The sequence below is a fragment of the Microcella sp. genome (genome assembly GCF_030645145.1).
Lineage (GTDB): Bacteria > Actinomycetota > Actinomycetes > Actinomycetales > Microbacteriaceae > Microcella.
On the sequence record NZ_JAUSMI010000120.1, the window covers coordinates 1 to 14690 of the forward strand.

17 protein-coding genes and 1 tRNA gene are annotated in these 14690 nt (G+C 71.1%); 3 read left to right on the forward strand and 15 right to left on the reverse strand.

From position 1 onward, the window contains the following. Positions 1-557, reverse strand: a 557-nt coding sequence (locus Q7T15_RS08115; RefSeq protein WP_304695107.1) for an ABC transporter substrate-binding protein, incomplete at its 3' end; no start/stop codon positions are given. A 392-nt stretch (positions 558-949) separates the two neighbouring features. Here Q7T15_RS08115 and Q7T15_RS08120 point away from each other — a divergent pair. Next, entirely contained in the window at positions 950-1981 is a 1032-nt protein-coding gene (locus tag Q7T15_RS08120) for a LacI family DNA-binding transcriptional regulator (RefSeq protein ID WP_304695109.1), read from the forward strand. A 74-nt stretch (positions 1982-2055) separates the two neighbouring features. Here the strand turns inward: Q7T15_RS08120 and rplL are convergent, their stop codons facing one another. From rplL to Q7T15_RS08175, 11 genes are all read right to left on the reverse strand, one after another. After that, a complete protein-coding gene (rplL, locus tag Q7T15_RS08125) occupies positions 2056-2439 on the reverse strand; it encodes a 50S ribosomal protein L7/L12 (RefSeq protein ID WP_182490915.1) in 384 nt (127 codons plus the stop codon). 48 nt (positions 2440-2487) lie between these two features. Further along, positions 2488-3003: a 50S ribosomal protein L10 gene (gene rplJ / locus Q7T15_RS08130; RefSeq protein ID WP_304695113.1), complete on the reverse strand. Its 516-nt coding sequence runs from the start codon at positions 3001-3003 to the stop codon at positions 2488-2490. Between the two features lie 315 nt (positions 3004-3318). Continuing rightward, a complete protein-coding gene (locus tag Q7T15_RS08135; RefSeq protein WP_304695115.1) occupies positions 3319-4164 on the reverse strand; it encodes an NAD(P)-dependent oxidoreductase in 846 nt (281 codons plus the stop codon). A gap of 9 nt (positions 4165-4173) precedes the next feature. Then, positions 4174-5649 carry a cell wall metabolism sensor histidine kinase WalK gene (locus tag Q7T15_RS08140; RefSeq protein WP_304695117.1) on the reverse strand — a complete coding sequence of 492 codons (1476 nt, stop codon included), beginning with the start codon at positions 5647-5649 and terminating at the stop codon, positions 4174-4176. After that, positions 5649-6389 carry a response regulator transcription factor gene (locus tag Q7T15_RS08145; protein WP_304695119.1) on the reverse strand — a complete coding sequence of 247 codons (741 nt, stop codon included), beginning with the start codon at positions 6387-6389 and terminating at the stop codon, positions 5649-5651. The genes Q7T15_RS08140 and Q7T15_RS08145 overlap by 1 nt, the downstream gene beginning before the upstream one ends. A gap of 4 nt (positions 6390-6393) precedes the next feature. Continuing rightward, positions 6394-7077, reverse strand: a complete 684-nt coding sequence (locus Q7T15_RS08150; protein ID WP_304695121.1) for a DUF998 domain-containing protein — start codon at positions 7075-7077, stop codon at positions 6394-6396. Positions 7078-7212: 135 nt separating this feature from the next. Further along, positions 7213-7902 carry a 50S ribosomal protein L1 gene (rplA, locus tag Q7T15_RS08155; RefSeq protein WP_182490909.1) on the reverse strand — a complete coding sequence of 230 codons (690 nt, stop codon included), beginning with the start codon at positions 7900-7902 and terminating at the stop codon, positions 7213-7215. Between the two features lie 82 nt (positions 7903-7984). After that, on the reverse strand, positions 7985-8416 hold the full coding sequence (rplK, locus tag Q7T15_RS08160) for a 50S ribosomal protein L11 (RefSeq protein WP_055858203.1): 432 nt from the start codon (positions 8414-8416) through the stop codon (positions 7985-7987). A 105-nt stretch (positions 8417-8521) separates the two neighbouring features. Further along, positions 8522-9472: a transcription termination/antitermination protein NusG gene (gene nusG / locus Q7T15_RS08165; RefSeq protein WP_304695124.1), complete on the reverse strand. Its 951-nt coding sequence runs from the start codon at positions 9470-9472 to the stop codon at positions 8522-8524. A gap of 64 nt (positions 9473-9536) precedes the next feature. Beyond that, positions 9537-9824, reverse strand: a complete 288-nt coding sequence (gene secE, locus Q7T15_RS08170; RefSeq protein WP_304695126.1) for a preprotein translocase subunit SecE — start codon at positions 9822-9824, stop codon at positions 9537-9539. A 98-nt stretch (positions 9825-9922) separates the two neighbouring features. After that, positions 9923-9995 (reverse strand) — tRNA-Trp (locus Q7T15_RS08175). A 207-nt stretch (positions 9996-10202) separates the two neighbouring features. Here Q7T15_RS08175 and Q7T15_RS08180 point away from each other — a divergent pair. Then, positions 10203-11438 (forward strand): pyridoxal phosphate-dependent aminotransferase, encoded by a 1236-nt coding sequence (locus tag Q7T15_RS08180; RefSeq protein ID WP_304695128.1) that lies wholly within the window; start codon positions 10203-10205, stop codon positions 11436-11438. Between the two features lie 142 nt (positions 11439-11580). Here the strand turns inward: Q7T15_RS08180 and Q7T15_RS08185 are convergent, their stop codons facing one another. The 3 genes from Q7T15_RS08185 to Q7T15_RS08195 all read right to left on the reverse strand — a co-directional run bounded on the left by Q7T15_RS08185 (position 11581) and on the right by Q7T15_RS08195 (position 14141). Then, on the reverse strand, positions 11581-11937 hold the full coding sequence (locus Q7T15_RS08185) for an Lsr2 family protein (RefSeq protein ID WP_304695130.1): 357 nt from the start codon (positions 11935-11937) through the stop codon (positions 11581-11583). A gap of 297 nt (positions 11938-12234) precedes the next feature. Beyond that, positions 12235-12879, reverse strand: coding sequence for a response regulator transcription factor (locus tag Q7T15_RS08190; RefSeq protein WP_304695132.1), 645 nt, complete (start codon positions 12877-12879; stop codon positions 12235-12237). Further along, positions 12876-14141, reverse strand: a complete 1266-nt coding sequence (locus Q7T15_RS08195; RefSeq protein ID WP_304695134.1) for an ATP-binding protein — start codon at positions 14139-14141, stop codon at positions 12876-12878. The genes Q7T15_RS08190 and Q7T15_RS08195 overlap by 4 nt, the downstream gene beginning before the upstream one ends. Positions 14142-14255: 114 nt before the next feature. Between Q7T15_RS08195 and Q7T15_RS08200 the strand changes: the two genes are divergently transcribed. Beyond that, a partial coding sequence (locus Q7T15_RS08200; protein ID WP_304695137.1) for a PspC domain-containing protein occupies positions 14256-14690 on the forward strand: 435 nt, incomplete at its 3' end.

The window sequence follows — 14690 nt, forward strand, 5'->3', positions numbered from 1 at the left end:
GGCACCTCCCAGCCGTTCTCCTCCCAGACCGAGGGCGAGTACCAGACGTAGCCCTTGACGCTCGCCATGAGGGGCGCGGCGTAGAACTCGCCGTCGACGGTGCCGTAGCCCTTCCACGACTCGCTCCAGAACTCGTCCACGTTCGCCTCGACGGCCTCGGGGGCCGGCACGACGTAGCCGTCGGCGATGAGGCGCTGGAGCAGACCGGGCTGCGGGATGATCATGAGGTCGGGCGCGTCGCCGGCCTGGGCGCGGACGTTGATCTGCGTCTCGGCCTCCTGCGTGCCGTTGTACTCGATCTCGATGCCGGTGCAGGCCTCGAAGTCGGACCAGGAGGTGACGAGGTTGTCGGCCTCGACGTCGATGATCGTCGCGTAGATCTCGACGGTCTCGCCCTCGAACTGGCCGTACTGCTCGTACTCGGCGCAGTCAGCGTCGCCGCCGCCGCCGTTGCCGCCTGCGTTGGGCTCTTCGGCCGCACAGCCCGCGAGCACGAGGCTGAGGGCACCGATTGCCGCTGCCGGCGCGATGAGCCGGCGTCGGAGGGTGGAACTCATGTGTTTCCTCCTCATTGAGGGTAAAACAGCGCTCCGGGGGTGGCGCGCCGCACTGGGTGGTAGTGGTGCAGTGGTGCACAGGGCGGAACGTGCTGCACCGTGCGGCGTGATCCGCCACATCGGGAACCGGTTCCAGGAGTCACCGTATGTCACGTTCGGGGGCGCCGCAACACTGGTTTCCGGGGCTGTTACAGGAACGTTGCGGAACACTCGGGAATCTCCCGGACTTCTCGCCGCCGCGGGGGTGCGAAAAAACCGATTCCACATGGCACCGGTTCCACACCGGTGCACATCGGGCTACACTGACGCTTCGACGGCCCTGCACCGCTCGAGATCCGCACCATCCCGCGCGATCCCCGTGCAGCCGCCGGTCCAATGGAGGACGGAGCAGCATGAGCATCCTGGCCGACGTCGCGCGCATCGCAGGCGTGTCGAAGTCGACCGCCTCGCGCGCTCTGTCCGGCCGCGGCTACGTCTCCGACGACACGCGCGAGAAGGTCGAGCGCGCCGCCGCCGAGCTCGGCTACGTGGTGTCGACGGCGGCGGCCAGCCTCGTCACCGGCCGCACGCGCAACGTCGGCGTGGTCATCCCCTACATCAATCGCTGGTACTTCGGCGAGGTGCTCGAGGGCATCGAGGCCTCCCTCATCCAGGCCGGCTACGACCTCACGCTCTACCGGCTCTCGAGCGACGCCGACCTGCGCCGCCGGGTCTTCGACTACTTCCTCGTCCGCAAGCGCGTCGACGCCGTGATCTCGGTCGCGATCGCCCTGAGCCCGCACGAGGTGCACATGCTGCAGGCGCTGGGCAAGCCGCTCGTGGGCATCGGCGGGCTCATCCCGGGCATCCCCTCGCTCTCGATCGACGACGTCGAGACGGCGCGCCTGGCGACCGAGCACCTCATCAGCCTCGGCCATCGCCGCATCATGCACGTCGGCGGCGACCAGCACGAGCAGATGGACTTCCGCGTGCACTCGCAGCGCTACGTCGGCTTCCAGCGCGCGCTCACCGAGGCGGGCATCACGGTCGAGGACGACTTCCGCGACGCCGAGTTCTCCATCCAGGGCGGGCACGCGGCCGGGCTCGCGGTGCTCGGCGACCCGCGCACGCGCCCCACCGCCATCTTCGCGGGATGCGACGAGATCGCCATCGGGATCATGGTCGCGGCCCGTCAGCTCGGCATCTCCATCCCCCAGGAGCTCTCCGTCATCGGCATCGACGGGCACCCGCTCGCCGAGACCTTCGGCCTCACCACGGTCGTGCAGCACCCCGGTGACCAGGGGGCGCGAGCCGTCGAACTGCTGCTCGGGCAGCTCGACGCGACGCCGGAGGCGCCGCCGAGCGGGCACATCGTCCTGCCGACGACGCTGAGCGTGCGCACGAGCACGGCCGCGCGGCGCGAGTCGCCCGTCACGACCTCCTAGTCGGCGCGAACGAGAACGAGGCGCCGCCCCCCGAAGGGAGCGACGCCTCGTGAACCCGGCGAGCCGGGCGGGGACTACTTGAGGGTGACCTTGGCGCCAGCCTCTTCGAGCTGAGCCTTGGCCTTCTCGGCGGTCTCCTTGTTGGCGCCCTCGATGACGGTCGCCGGGGCGCCGTCCACGAGCGCCTTGGCCTCGCCGAGGCCGAGGCTCGTGAGCGCGCGGACCTCCTTGATGACCTGGATCTTCTTCTCGCCGGCGGCCTCGAGGACGACGTCGAAGCTGTCCTTCTCCTCGACCTCCTCGGCGGCGGCGGCGGGGCCGGCGGCAGCGGCGACCGCGACGGGCGCGGCGGCGGTGACCTCGAAGACCTCTTCGAACTTCTTCACGAACTCGCTGAGCTCGATGAGCGAGAGCTCCTTGAACGCCTCGATGAGCTCGTCGGTGGTGAGCTTGGCCATGATTTTCTCCTTAGTGGTTGGTACTCGTCGTGAACCGGCGGGCTGAGATCAGCTGCCGGACTCCTGCTTCTGCCGCAGCGCGTCAACCGCGCGGGCGGCCTGCGCCAGCGGCGCGTTGAACATGTACGCGGCGCCGAACAGCGAAGCCTTGACGGCACCGGCGAGCTTCGCCAGGACCACCTCACGGCTCTCGAGCTCAGCGAGCTTCATGACCTCGGAGGCGTCGAGCGGTCGACCGTCGAAGTAGCCGCCCTTCACCACGAGGTTGGGATTTGCCTTGGCAAAGTCGCGCAGAGCCTTCGCGACGGTGACGGGGTCACCGCTCACGAACGCGATCGCGGAGGGGCCGGCGAGCATGTCATCGAGCGAGTCGATGCCTGCCTGGTTGGCCGCGATCTTGGTCAGCGTGTTCTTCACCACGGCGTACGACGCGTCTGCAGCGATGTTCGTGCGCAGGCTCTTCAGCTGCGCCACCGTGAGACCGCGGTACTCGGTCAGCAGGACGGCGGTCGAGCTGCGGAAGAGTTCCGCGAGCTCGGCGACCGTTGCTTCCTTGTTCGCCATGGTGCTCCTCTAGTTGTCGTTGGTGTTGCCCACGACCACCGGAGCCCGGCTCGAATGACGAAAGCTCCGGCGCACGCGCACGGAGCTTCTTCGCCCCCTCGATCAGACGGAGGAGCGGATCTGTTCTGTGTCACCTGCGCGGGCCCCCGTCGCTCCGTGAGGAGAGGCGAGCCTTCGATCAGCGCTCCTGCTCGCTCTCGCGGACAGGCACGCCGATGACCGGCGGTCTTTGGCAGAGGCCAGGTTACGGGACGCGGGGCTCCGCGAGCAAATCGAGCCGGGCATCCGCCCCGCAGAGACGACGAGCGATGCGACTCAGACGTGGTCGAGCCACGAGTGCTGCGGCGCGTAGCCGAGCTCGGCGCGCGCCTTCTCGATCGACAGCAGGGTCTCGCGGCCGGTCACGGGGCGCGCGAGCTCGACGCCCGGGAACTCCTCGGCGAGGAGCTCCGCGCTGTCGCGGCGCATGACGGTGTCGGCCGCGGCGATGATGTACGTCTCGTAGGTCGAGCGCTCGGTCATCAGCGCCCGCTCGATCGCGTGGGCGCCGTCGCGGCGGTCGATGTAGCCCCAGAGGTTCCAGCGGCGCACGCTCGCATCGCCCTGCCACGACTCGAACTCGGCGTAGTCCTCCGGCGCCATGACGTTGCTGAAGCGCAGGCCCGTGATGGTCAGGCCGGGCTCGACGCGCATGATCTTGCGCGCGAGCTCCTCCTCGAGGTGCTTGCCGATCGCGTACATGAAGTTCGGGCGGGTCTCGGCGACCTCGTCGATCGGCGCGTACGGCGGCGCCTCGGTGAGGGGCAGCCCGAGCAGCGTCTCGCTCGACGCGTGCACGATGCGCGGCACACCGGCGCGGCGGGCGGCCTGCACGACGTTGATCGTCATGGCCAGGTTGCTCTGGATGAGCGCGGTATCGGGGCGGATGCCCGGCGCGGGCGTCGCGGCGAGGTGGACGATCGCGTCGAGGCCGTCCACCCGCTCCTCCACGCCCGCGACCGCGTCGGCGACCTGCCCGTAGTCGGTCAGGTCGATCTGCACGAAGTCGGACCCGCGCTCGCCCGTCGCGTCGAAACCGATGACGTCGTGACCCGCCTCGCGGAGGTGGTCGACGGCCGCTCGGCCGAGCTTTCCGGAGGACCCTGTGACGGCGATGCGCATGCGCCCAGGCTAGTCGGCGGGGGTCGGCACCTCCTGCGCCGTCGTGGGGGCGGCGGGCTGCCCGGCGAGCGGCAGGCTGATCGTGAACACCGTCTCGCCGGGCTTCGACGCGACCGTCACGCGGCCGCGGTGCGCGGCGACGACGCCCGAGACGATCGCGAGGCCGAGTCCGGTCGAGCCCGTCGCGCGCGAGCGCGAGGTGTCGGCGCGCGCGAACCGCTCGAACAGCACAGGGCGGATGTCCTCCGGGATGCCCGGGCCGGTGTCGGTGATCGTCACGATCGCGCGCCCCTCGAGCGACCCGAGCGCCGCGGTCACCCGGGTGCCCTCGGGCGTGTGGATGCGCGCGTTCGCGAGCAGGTTCGCGACGACCTGGTGCAGGCGGTGCTCGTCGCCCGCGACGACGACGGGGCTCTCCGGCACGCGCACGATCCACTCGTGCTCGGCGCTCGTCGCGCGCGCGTCGGCGACGGCGTCGACGAGCACGCGGCCGAGGTCGACGGGGTCGCGGCGCAGCTCGCGGCCCTCGTCGAGTCGGGCGAGCAGGAGGAGGTCGTCGACGAGGGCGGTCATGCGCACCGACTCCGACTCGATGCGGCTGAGGGCGTGCGTGATGTCCCCCGGGAGGCGGTGGCCGCTGCGGCGCGTGAGCTCGCTGTAGCCGCGTATCGCGGCGAGCGGCGTGCGCAGCTCGTGACTCGCGTCGGCGACGAACCGCCGCACGTTCTCCTCGCTCGCCTGCCGGGCGTCGAATGCCGACTGCACGTGCTCGAGCATGCGCGTGAAGGCGGCGCCGAGCTGGCCCACCTCGGTGTCGGGGTCGGTGTCGAGCTCGGGCAGCCGGTCGGCGAGAGCGACCGTGCCGCGATCGAGCGGCAGCTCGGTCACGCGCGTCGCGCTCTCCCGCACGCGCGTGAGCGGCCGCAGGGCGACGCGCGCGACCTCCCGGCCGAGAACTCCCGCGACGACGAGGATGCCGGCGAGCACCGCGGTGATCACCGCGCCGAGGCGGGCTGTCGTCGACTGCACCTCGCGCGTCGAGAGCCCGACGATGAGCGCGCTGTCGCCCTCGAGGCTCGCGGCGATGACGCGGAACTCGCCGAGTCCGCTGCCGAGCCGGACCGTGCGCGGGGAATCGAGGGGGAGCTCGTCGAGCACGCGACGCTGCGCGGTCGTCAGCTCGCGGACATCCGCGTCGCTGTCGAGATAGGCGGCGGCGATCGTGCCGTCCGCGGCGACGATGCCGACGAGCGAGTCGACGGGGATGCCGGGGCGGTCGAGCCCGACTCCGGGGCCGCGGCGACCGGCCGCACTGAGCGAGTTCTCGACCCGGGCGGAGGTCAGGCGGAGCTCCTCGTCGAGCTGGTCGAGGAGGTTCGCGCGGAGGAGGGTGACGCTGAGGACGCCGATCGCGAGGGTCGCGAGGGTCAGCAGGGCGAGGATGCCCGCCACGAGCCTCTTCTGCAGCGACCACGACTGCGTCATCAGGTGACCGGCTTGATCATGTACCCGACGCCGCGCACCGTGTGGATCATCGCCGGGCCGAGGGTGTCGATCTTCTTCCGCAGGTAGGAGATGTAGATCTCGACGATGCTCGAGCGGCCGCCGAAGTCGTAGCTCCAGACGCGGTCGAGGATCTGCGCCTTCGACAGCACGCGGCGCGGATTGCGCATGAGGTAGCGGAGGAGCTCGAACTCGGTCGCGGTGAGCTCGATCTCGGTGTCGCCGCGGCGCACCTCGTAGCTCTCCTCGTTGAGGACGAGGTCGCCGACCCGCAGCTCGGGGTCGGGGCGCTCGCTCACGACCATGGCGCTGCGGCGGATGAGGCCGCGGAGGCGCGCGACGAGCTCCTCGAGGCTGAAGGGCTTCGTGACGTAGTCGTCGCCGCCGGCGGTGAGGCCGACGACGCGGTCGTCGACCGAGTCCTTCGCGGTGAGGAACAGGACGGGAACGTCGCGGCCGTCGGCGCGCAGGCGGCGGAGGACCTCGAGGCCGTCGATGTCGGGGAGCATGATGTCGAGCACGACGACGTCGGGGGCGAACTCCCGCCCGTGCTTGACGGCGTCGGCGCCCGTCAGCGCGGTGCGGACCTCCCAGCCCTCGTAGCGGAGGGCCATGGAGACGAGGTCGGCGAGCGAGGGCTCGTCGTCGACGACGAGGGCCCGGATCGCGGACCCGTCGGGGTGGGTGAAGCGGGGAGCGGCAGGGGTCTCGTCAACGGCCATGCCTCTAGTCTGCGGAATTGTCTATGAGCTTCCTTTGAGCCGGCCCTGCGAGCGCGGCGCGGAGGGGCCCGACCGCGCGGACGAGGCCGACGACGACGAGCCACCCGATGCCGACCGTCGTCGCGACGAGCTCGAGGCGGCTGCCGAACTCGGCGTTCCAGCGCGCGAGGGACAGGAGGCCGCCCGCCGCGGCGATCGCGCCCACCGCGAGCGCCATCGCGAGCGACAGCCGCGAGATCGTGCGGTGCCCGGGCGCGAACGCGACCTGGAGCATCGCCCAGCACGCGGCCGCGAAGGCGAGGACGGCCGCGAGCGTGTGCGTGAAGTCCTGCACCGTGAAGGTGTCGCCGACGGGCAGCGGGCAGCCGGCCGTGCACGGCACGTTCGCGGCGACGAAGAAGCCCGCGCACGCGAGGGCGAGGCTGAGCGCGGGGGTCCCGCGGCGGAGGATCGGCGTGCGCGCGCGGAGGTCGCGCACGGCCCAGGCGACGAGAACGCCGCCCGCCACGAGCAGGAGCAGAGCGAGGCGGAAGGCCTCGGCCGTGGGCTCGCCGAGCGCGCCGAGCTCGCTCACGTAGAGCTCGCGCGGCACGGTGAGCCGAGCGGCCCAGATGATGACGAGCGAGACGAGGACGAGCAGCGCGCCGACGACGGAGAGCGCGGCGTCGCGACGGTGCTGAGGCGTCATTCCTGTGACGCTAGAGCAGAGTGGCTGAGCAGCGCCATGGGGTCGACCGTGCACATCCGCCGGAGACGACGAAGGCCCCGCCGAAGCGGGGCCTTCGCGTCGATGCGCCGCAGAAGCGGCGGCGCATCAATGAACTCAGAGCGCGTTGACGTCGAGCGGGATGCCCGGGCCGAAGGTCGTCGAGAGCGAGCCCTTCTGCACGTAGCGGCCCTTCGAGCTCGACGGCTTGAGGCGCAGGACCTCGTCGAGCGCGGCGCGCAGGTTCTCGTTGAGCTGGTCCTCGCTGAACGAGGTCTTGCCGACGATGAAGTGCACGTTCGCGTGCTTGTCGACGCGGAACTCGATCTTTCCGCCCTTGATGTCGGTCACGGCCTTCGCGACGTCGGGCGTCACGGTGCCGGTCTTCGGGTTGGGCATGAGGCCGCGGGGGCCGAGGACCTTTCCGAGGCGACCGACCTGGCCCATGAGCTCGGGCGTCGAGACGGCCGAGTCGAAGGCGGTGTAGCCGCCGGCGACCTTCTCGATGAGCTCGGCGCCGCCGACCTCATCGGCGCCCGCGGCGATCGCGGCCTCGGCCGCAGGGCCCGTCGCGAAGACGATGACGCGCGCGGTCTTGCCGGTGCCGTGGGGCAGGTTGACGGTGCCGCGCACCATCTGGTCGGCCTTGCGGGGGTCGACGCCGAGCTTCAGGGCGACCTCGACGGTCGCGTTGAAGTTCTTCGAACCCGTCTCACGGGCGACCGTCACGGCCTCCGTGGGGGTGTAGTACTTGCCGGCCTCGAGCTTCTCGGCCGCGGCCCGGTAGGCCTTGGACTTCTGTGCCATGTTGTGTCTCCTGTGCTGAGTTCGCGGTGAATCGTGAGCCTGGCTGGCTCTCCCGCTGAGTGGGAAGGGGGAAGGCGGGCGCTTACTGCTCGACCGTGATGCCCATGGAGCGGGCGGTGCCGGCGATGATCTTCGCCGCGGCGTCGATGTCGTTGGCGTTGAGGTCGGCCTGCTTCTGCTCGGCGATCGCCCGCACCTGCTCCTTGGTGAGCTTGGCCACCTTCACGGTGTGCGGCGTCGACGAGCCCTTCTGCACGCCCGCGGCCTTCTTGATGAGCTCGGCCGCCGGCGGGGTCTTGAGGATGAACGTGAACGAGCGGTCTTCGTAGACCGTGATCTCGACGGGGATGACGTTGCCGCGCTGCGACTCGGTCGCGGCGTTGTACGCCTTGCAGAACTCCATGATGTTCACGCCGTGCTGACCGAGCGCGGGACCGATCGGCGGAGCGGGGTTCGCCGCGCCGGCGTTGATCTGCAGCTTGATCAGGCCCGTGACCTTCTTCTTCGGTGCCATTTCTTCTTCCTTCGTGTCGTGCGGCGGCCGGGTGGCCGTCGCGCTCCCGCCTGCTCGGCGAATCCGAGCCGCGGTGAACTGGGGGGCCCGAGGGCCCCGAGGATCTTAGAGCTTGGTGACCTGGTCGAAGCTGAGCTCGACCGGGGTCTCGCGCTCGAACAGCGACACGAGCACGATGAGCTTGCCGCTCTCGGGCTTGATCTCGCTGATCGTGCCGGGGAGGCCCGCGAACGAGCCCTCCTTGATCGTGATCGTCTCGCCGGCCTCGAAGTCGATCTCGGCGGGGATCGAGCGCGCGGTGGTCGCGCCGCCCTTGGCCGCGCCGGCCTTGGCCGGGGCCTCGGCGATCTGCACGGTCGACTTCAGCATGTTGAAGGCCTCGTCGAAGCGCAGCGGCGTCGGGTTGTGGGCGTTGCCCACGAAGCCCGTGACGCCGGGCGTGTGGCGGACGACGGACCAGCTGTCCTCGTTGAGGTCCATGCGGACGAGCACGTAGCTGGGGATGCGCACGCGGTTGACGAGCTTCCGCTGGCCGTTCTTGATCTCGACCACGTCCTCCATGGGGACCTGCACCTCGTGGATGCTCTCCTCCATGTTCATGGAGACGCGGCGGTTCTCGATGTTCGACTTCACGCGCTTCTCGAAGCCCGCGTACGAGTGCACGACGTACCACTTGCCGGGCTTGACGCGCAGCTCGCGCTTGAACTCGTCGTAGGGGTCGACCTCGGCGGGCTCCTCCTCGGCGGCCTCGGCGGCGTCCTCCTCGGCCTCGTCCTCGGTCGCCTCGGCGGCGGCCTCGGCCTCGTCGGCGGAGTCGATGTCGAGGGCGTCCTCGACGATCGCGTCGGCCTCGGGGTCGACGGCGGTCTCGAGCGCCTCGAAGAGGTCGGTCAGATCGGGCTCGTCCTCATCCACGATGTGCATCGCGGTGTGCTCGGCGGCGTCGGCCGAGTGCTCGTCGGCCTCGAGGGTGTTCCCCTCCTGCGCCTCGTCCTCCTCGGAGGACTGCTCGGCAGCGGTCGCGAGGTCGATGTCGCGGCGGTGGTCGTCGGTCACTGGATCTCTTTCCGTTGGCAGTACTGGGCCGGTGCGGCTGGTGGGGCGATTCGGGGCAGGGGCGCTAACCGCCCGTGACGGCCGATCCGTCGCCGAAGACGAACGACACCACCCACCCGAACACGATGTCGAGGCCCGAGACGAGCGCCATCATGATGATCACGAACACGAGCACGACCAGGGTGTAGGTGATGAGCTCGCGCCGGGTCGGGGTGACGACCTTGCCGAGCTCGTTGAACACCTGACGGATGAACAGCGCCATGCGGCCGAAGGGTCCGCGCTTCTCGGCGCGATCCTTCCTGGCGTTCTCGACGATGTCCTCATTGGGCTCGTCGACCACGTTTCTTGCCACGTTCACACTGCCTTCCGACTGTCGCCGGGCTCTCGCGAGCCCGTATCACCGAGACCGGGGCGTTCCCGTGCGGGAGCGCCCCGAGCCCGATCGATGTGCAGGGCGGACAGGACTCGAACCTGCAACCTGCGGTTTTGGAGACCGCTGCTCTACCAATTGAGCCACCGCCCTCGGCGTGGTCGAACTCGGGCATGCTTCACCGCGGTCGGGTTCCGGGGAATTCGCCAGACTGACGGCGCGGCAAAGCTTGGCAGAGTTCAACTACCTCGACCAGTGTAGGTGACGCCCCGGGGCGAGTCCAGCCGAGGCCCGAGCCGGGCATCCGCCCCCTCGATCGGGACGGCGCCGCGAGGGTCGTGAGCGCTTCGCACGAGGCGGATGCCCGCCCGTAGACTTCCCGTCGTGACCGCAGACTCCTCCCGCATCTCCGCTCGCATCGCCGCGATCGCCGAATCCGCCACCCTCAAGGTCGACGCGAAGGCCAAGGCCCTCAAGGCCGCCGGTCGCCCCGTCATCTCGTACGCGGCGGGCGAGCCCGACTTCGCGACGCCCGACCACATCGTCGAGGCCGCCGTCGCCGCCGCGCGCGACCCGAAGAACCACCGCTACACGCCCGCCGCCGGCCTGCCCGAGCTGCGCGAGGCGGTCGCCGAGAAGACGCTGCGCGACTCGGGCCTCGAGGTGAGCGCGGGCCGCGTCATCATCACCAACGGCGGCAAGCAGGCCGTCTTCCAGTCCTTCGCGACGATCGTGGGCGACGGCGACGAGGTGCTGCTGCCCGCCCCGTACTGGACGACCTACCCCGAAGTCGTGCGCCTCGCGGGCGGCGTCCCCGTCGAGGTCTTCGCCGGCGCCGACCAGAACTACCTCGTCACGGTCGAGCAGCTCGAGGCCGCGCGCACGCCCCGCACCAAGGTGCTGCTGTTCGTGAGCCCCTCGAACCCCACCGGCTCGGTCTACAGCCCGGAGCAGACGCGCGCGATCGGCGAGTGGGCGCTCGAGCACGGCATCTGGGTCATCACCGACGAGATCTACCAGGCCCTCACCTACGACGGCGAGCGCGCAGTCTCCATCGTCGAGGCCGTTCCCGGGCTCGCCGACACGACCATCCTCGTCAACGGCGTCGCCAAGACCTACGCGATGACCGGATGGCGGGTCGGGTGGATGGTCGGCCCCACCGACGCGATCGCCGCGGCCTCCAACCTGCAGTCGCACCTCTCCTCCAACGTCGCGAACGTCTCGCAGCGCGCGGCGCTCGCGGCGCTCACCGGCCCGCAGGACGCCGTCGCGACGATGCGCGAGGCGTTCGACCGACGACGGAAGGTCGCGGTCGCCGAGCTCAACCGCATCCCCGGCATGGTGACGCCGACCCCGACGGGCGCGTTCTACGTCTACCCCGACGTCACGGGCCTCCTCGGCCGCGAGTGGGGCGGCGTGACGCCGACGACGTCGCTCGAGCTCGCCGACCTCATCCTCGAGCAGGCCGAGGTCGCCGCCGTGCCCGGCGAGGCGTTCGGGCCGAGCGGCTACCTGCGCTTCAGCTACGCGCTCGGCGACGACGACCTGCTCGCGGGCATCCAGCGACTGCAGTCGCTGTTCGGGACGCGCGACTAGGCAGGGTCGGCGCGCCCGCCGGCCCGCTCGCCGGTTCGCTCGCCGGTTCGCTCGGCGGCCCGCTCGACGAGAACGGCCCCGCACGGTGATCGTGCGGGGCCGTTCTCGTTCGGTGCGGCTGCCGGTGCAGCGGCGAGTGCGACTACTTCGCGGCGGCGTACGCCTCGCGGATCTCGGCGGCGATCCGGCCGCGGTCGCCGACGGGGTAGCCGTTGGCCTGCGCCCACTCGCGGATCGCCTGCGTCTCAGCGCTGCTGCCGGCCGAGGCGCGCTTGCGGCCCGGAGCCTTCGCGGCGGGAGCGGCCGCGCGGGTCGAGCTCGCCGAGCGGGCCTTCGCGATGAACGGGGCGAGCGCGCTGCGGAGCTGCTCGGCGTTCGCGTTCGTGAGGTCGATCTCGTAGTGCTTGCCGTCGAGCCCGAACGACACGGTGCCGCCGTCGCCCTGGCTGATGATTCCGCCGTCGAGGTCGTCGACGATCTCGGTGGTGATGCGCTTCACGAATTACTCCTTGAATAGTGCGGGTCTCGGCGCGGTGCGCGCGAGGGGATCGCGCCGATCAGCGGGACGCGGGGGAGCATTTTCTGCGGAGCGCTAATCGTCGGTCGTCGAGCATAAACACTCGGCGCGGCATCAGCGTACTGCTATTCACAGGACTAATGCGCGCGATTCTCGTGAGCACTCGTCAAATCAGGGTAATTCCGAGTAATGCTGACGCGAGGTCATTATGTTCGCGATTCAACGGGGTGCAGGGGAATCGTGAGCGAGAGCGACGAAATTCTCGCGCAGGCGTCGCGATTAGAGCAGGCGGCGCTCGAGCGCCCAGGCGGTGAGCTCGTGGCGCGACGAGAGCTGGAGTTTCCGCAGCACCGCCGAGACGTGCGATTCCACGGTCTTCACCGAGATGAACAATTCGCCCGCGACCTCTTTATAGGCGTAACCGCGCGCGATGAGCCGCATGACCTCCCGCTCGCGCGCGCTCAGACGATCGAGCTCGTCGTCGTCGGCCGCCTGCTCGCCCGCGACCGCGCCGAAGGCGTCGAGCACGAATCCCGCGAGGCGCGGCGAGAACACGGCGTCGCCGCCCGCGACGGCGTCGATGGCGCGCGCGACCTCGGCACCCGACGAGCCCTTCGTGATGTACCCGCGGGCGCCGGCGCGGATGACGCCGACGACGTCCTCCGCCGAATCGCTCACGCTCAGGGCGAGGAAGCGCACGCGGTCGAGCAGCGCCGCGCTCGAGCGGATCACCTCAGCGCCGTCCCCGCCCGCACCGCCCGGCAGGTGCACGTCGAGCAGGACGACCTCGGGCTCGAGCTCGGCGATGCGTGCGACGGCCTCGTCGACCGTCGCGGCCTCGCCGATCACCTCGACGACCTCGCCGAGGTCGGCGCGCAGCCCCGAGCGGAAGATCGAGTGGTCGTCGACGATGAGCACTCTCATGCGGACTCCTCGGGGGATGCGGCGGGGTGGGGTGCGGCGGGGCTGGGGGCGGCGGGGCTGGGCGTCGAGGTGCCGGCCGGCGCGGGAGCGGCGAGCGGGAGCCGCAGTGCGACCTCGGTGCCGGAGGCGAGCTGGGTGACCGTGGCCGAGCCGCCGTGCCGCGCCATCCGGCGGACGATCGACTCGCGCACCCCCAGGCGGTCGGCCGGGATCGCGGCCGGATCGAATCCGGGGCCGCGGTCGCGCACCCAGAGCTCGAGGGCATCCGCCCGCAGCTCGACGTAGACGCTCACCTCGCCGCCCGCGTGGCGCGCCGCGTTGAGCATCGCCTCGCGCGCCGCGGCGAGCACGGGCTCGAACTCGTGGCCCGAGAAGTCGCCCGTCGTGACGACGTCGAACCGCACGGGGTGCTGCAGCTCGATCTCGAGCGCTGCCTGCCGCAGCTGGGCCGCGAAGTCGGCGTCGGAGGGCTTCGTGCCGGCGAAGAGCCAGTCGCGCAGCTCGCGCTCCTGCGCTCGGGCGAGGCGGGCGACCTCGCTCCCGGGCTCGGCGCGGTTCTGGATGAGCGCGAGCGTCTGCAGCACGCTGTCGTGCAGGTGGGCGGCGACCTCGGCGCGGCTCTCCTCGCGCACGCGCGCCGATCGCTCGGCGATGAGCGTCGACCACAGCCCGACGACGAGTGGCGCGACGAAGACCCCGGTGCCGCCGATGATCATGATGAGCGCGACGATCACGGTCGTCGCCCCGGGGTTCGCGGCGAGCACGACGAGGGCCGTGACGATGAGGCCGCCCGCGGCGATCGAGCGCACGACGACGCCCGCGCTCTCGCTGCGCCCGGGGTCGTGCCGGTCGAGGAGCAGGCTCCAGGCGACGGATGCCCCCGCGAGCAGCAGCGTCGTGAACGCGGCATCGACGGGGTCGGCCCGGTCGCGCGTCACGGCGGCGGCGATCGTGACGAGCCCGGCGACCCCTGCGGCGACGAGCAGCAGGATCGCGCCGGGGACCCGGCGGCGCACGGCGAGAGGTGCATCCGCCCGCACCGGGACGGGCGCGTCGCCCGGCCGCTCGCCGCGCAGCGGCGTGAGCGCCCACAGCCACGCGTACAGGAGGGCGCCGCCGCCCCCGAGCACCGTGAGCACGACGAGCGCGAAGCGCACGCGGCCGAGCGACCAGCCGAGGTGGTCGGCGAGCGCCGTCGAGACGCCGCTCAGCAGCACGTCGCGCGGGCGCGCGAGCGGCGGGCGGTCGAGAACGGCGGTCACGCGCTCAGTCAAGCATCCGACGCGCGGGTCGGGGGCTCCCCGAGGCGAAGATCGGGGGCCGATCAGGGGGGACCCCGATAGCGGGCGGGCCACGGGGCGCGGGAGCATCGCCTCATGACCGATCCGACCACCCCCGCCGGGGCGCCCTCCGCGCCTCCGCCACCGCCCCCCGCGAGCGGCTCCTCCCGCTTCTTCGCCTGGCTGCGCTCGCTCAACCTCACCCGCGAGCCCGGCTGGCTCGGCGGCGTCGCCTCCGGCATCGCGCTGCGCCTGCGCATCGACCCGCTCATCGTGCGCGGCATCCTCGTCGTGCTCGCGATCTTCGCCTTCCCCGTCGCGCTGCTCTACGCGCTCGCCTGGGCCTTCCTCCCCGACCACACGGGCAAGATCCACGCCGAGGAGGTGTCGCGCGGCCGCGTCGAGTCCGGCTTCGTGGGTGCCGCCGTGCTCTTCGCCATCGCCCTCCTGGGCCTCGGCGACGGCGGCCCCTGGTTCTGGGACGCCGGCTACGGCTGGGACGGCGACTGGATGCCCGGCTCGCCCGGTATG

What these genes read in the sequence shown, in the direction of transcription:
- Q7T15_RS08120 (WP_304695109.1), top strand. Translation starts at nt 950, where the DNA reads ATGAGCATCCTGGCCGACGTCGCGCGCATCGCAGGCGTGTCGAAGTCG.
- rplL (WP_182490915.1), bottom strand. Translation starts at nt 2,439, where the DNA reads ATGGCCAAGCTCACCACCGACGAGCTCATCGAGGCGTTCAAGGAGCTC.
- rplJ (WP_304695113.1), bottom strand. Translation starts at nt 3,003, where the DNA reads ATGGCGAACAAGGAAGCAACGGTCGCCGAGCTCGCGGAACTCTTCCGC.
- Q7T15_RS08135 (WP_304695115.1), bottom strand. Translation starts at nt 4,164, where the DNA reads ATGCGCATCGCCGTCACAGGGTCCTCCGGAAAGCTCGGCCGAGCGGCC.
- Q7T15_RS08140 (WP_304695117.1), bottom strand. Translation starts at nt 5,649, where the DNA reads ATGACGCAGTCGTGGTCGCTGCAGAAGAGGCTCGTGGCGGGCATCCTC.
- Q7T15_RS08145 (WP_304695119.1), bottom strand. Translation starts at nt 6,389, where the DNA reads ATGGCCGTTGACGAGACCCCTGCCGCTCCCCGCTTCACCCACCCCGAC.
- Q7T15_RS08150 (WP_304695121.1), bottom strand. Translation starts at nt 7,077, where the DNA reads ATGACGCCTCAGCACCGTCGCGACGCCGCGCTCTCCGTCGTCGGCGCG.
- rplA (WP_182490909.1), bottom strand. Translation starts at nt 7,902, where the DNA reads ATGGCACAGAAGTCCAAGGCCTACCGGGCCGCGGCCGAGAAGCTCGAG.
- rplK (WP_055858203.1), bottom strand. Translation starts at nt 8,416, where the DNA reads ATGGCACCGAAGAAGAAGGTCACGGGCCTGATCAAGCTGCAGATCAAC.
- Q7T15_RS08180 (WP_304695128.1), top strand. Translation starts at nt 10,203, where the DNA reads ATGCCCGCCCGTAGACTTCCCGTCGTGACCGCAGACTCCTCCCGCATC.
- Q7T15_RS08190 (WP_304695132.1), bottom strand. Translation starts at nt 12,879, where the DNA reads ATGAGAGTGCTCATCGTCGACGACCACTCGATCTTCCGCTCGGGGCTG.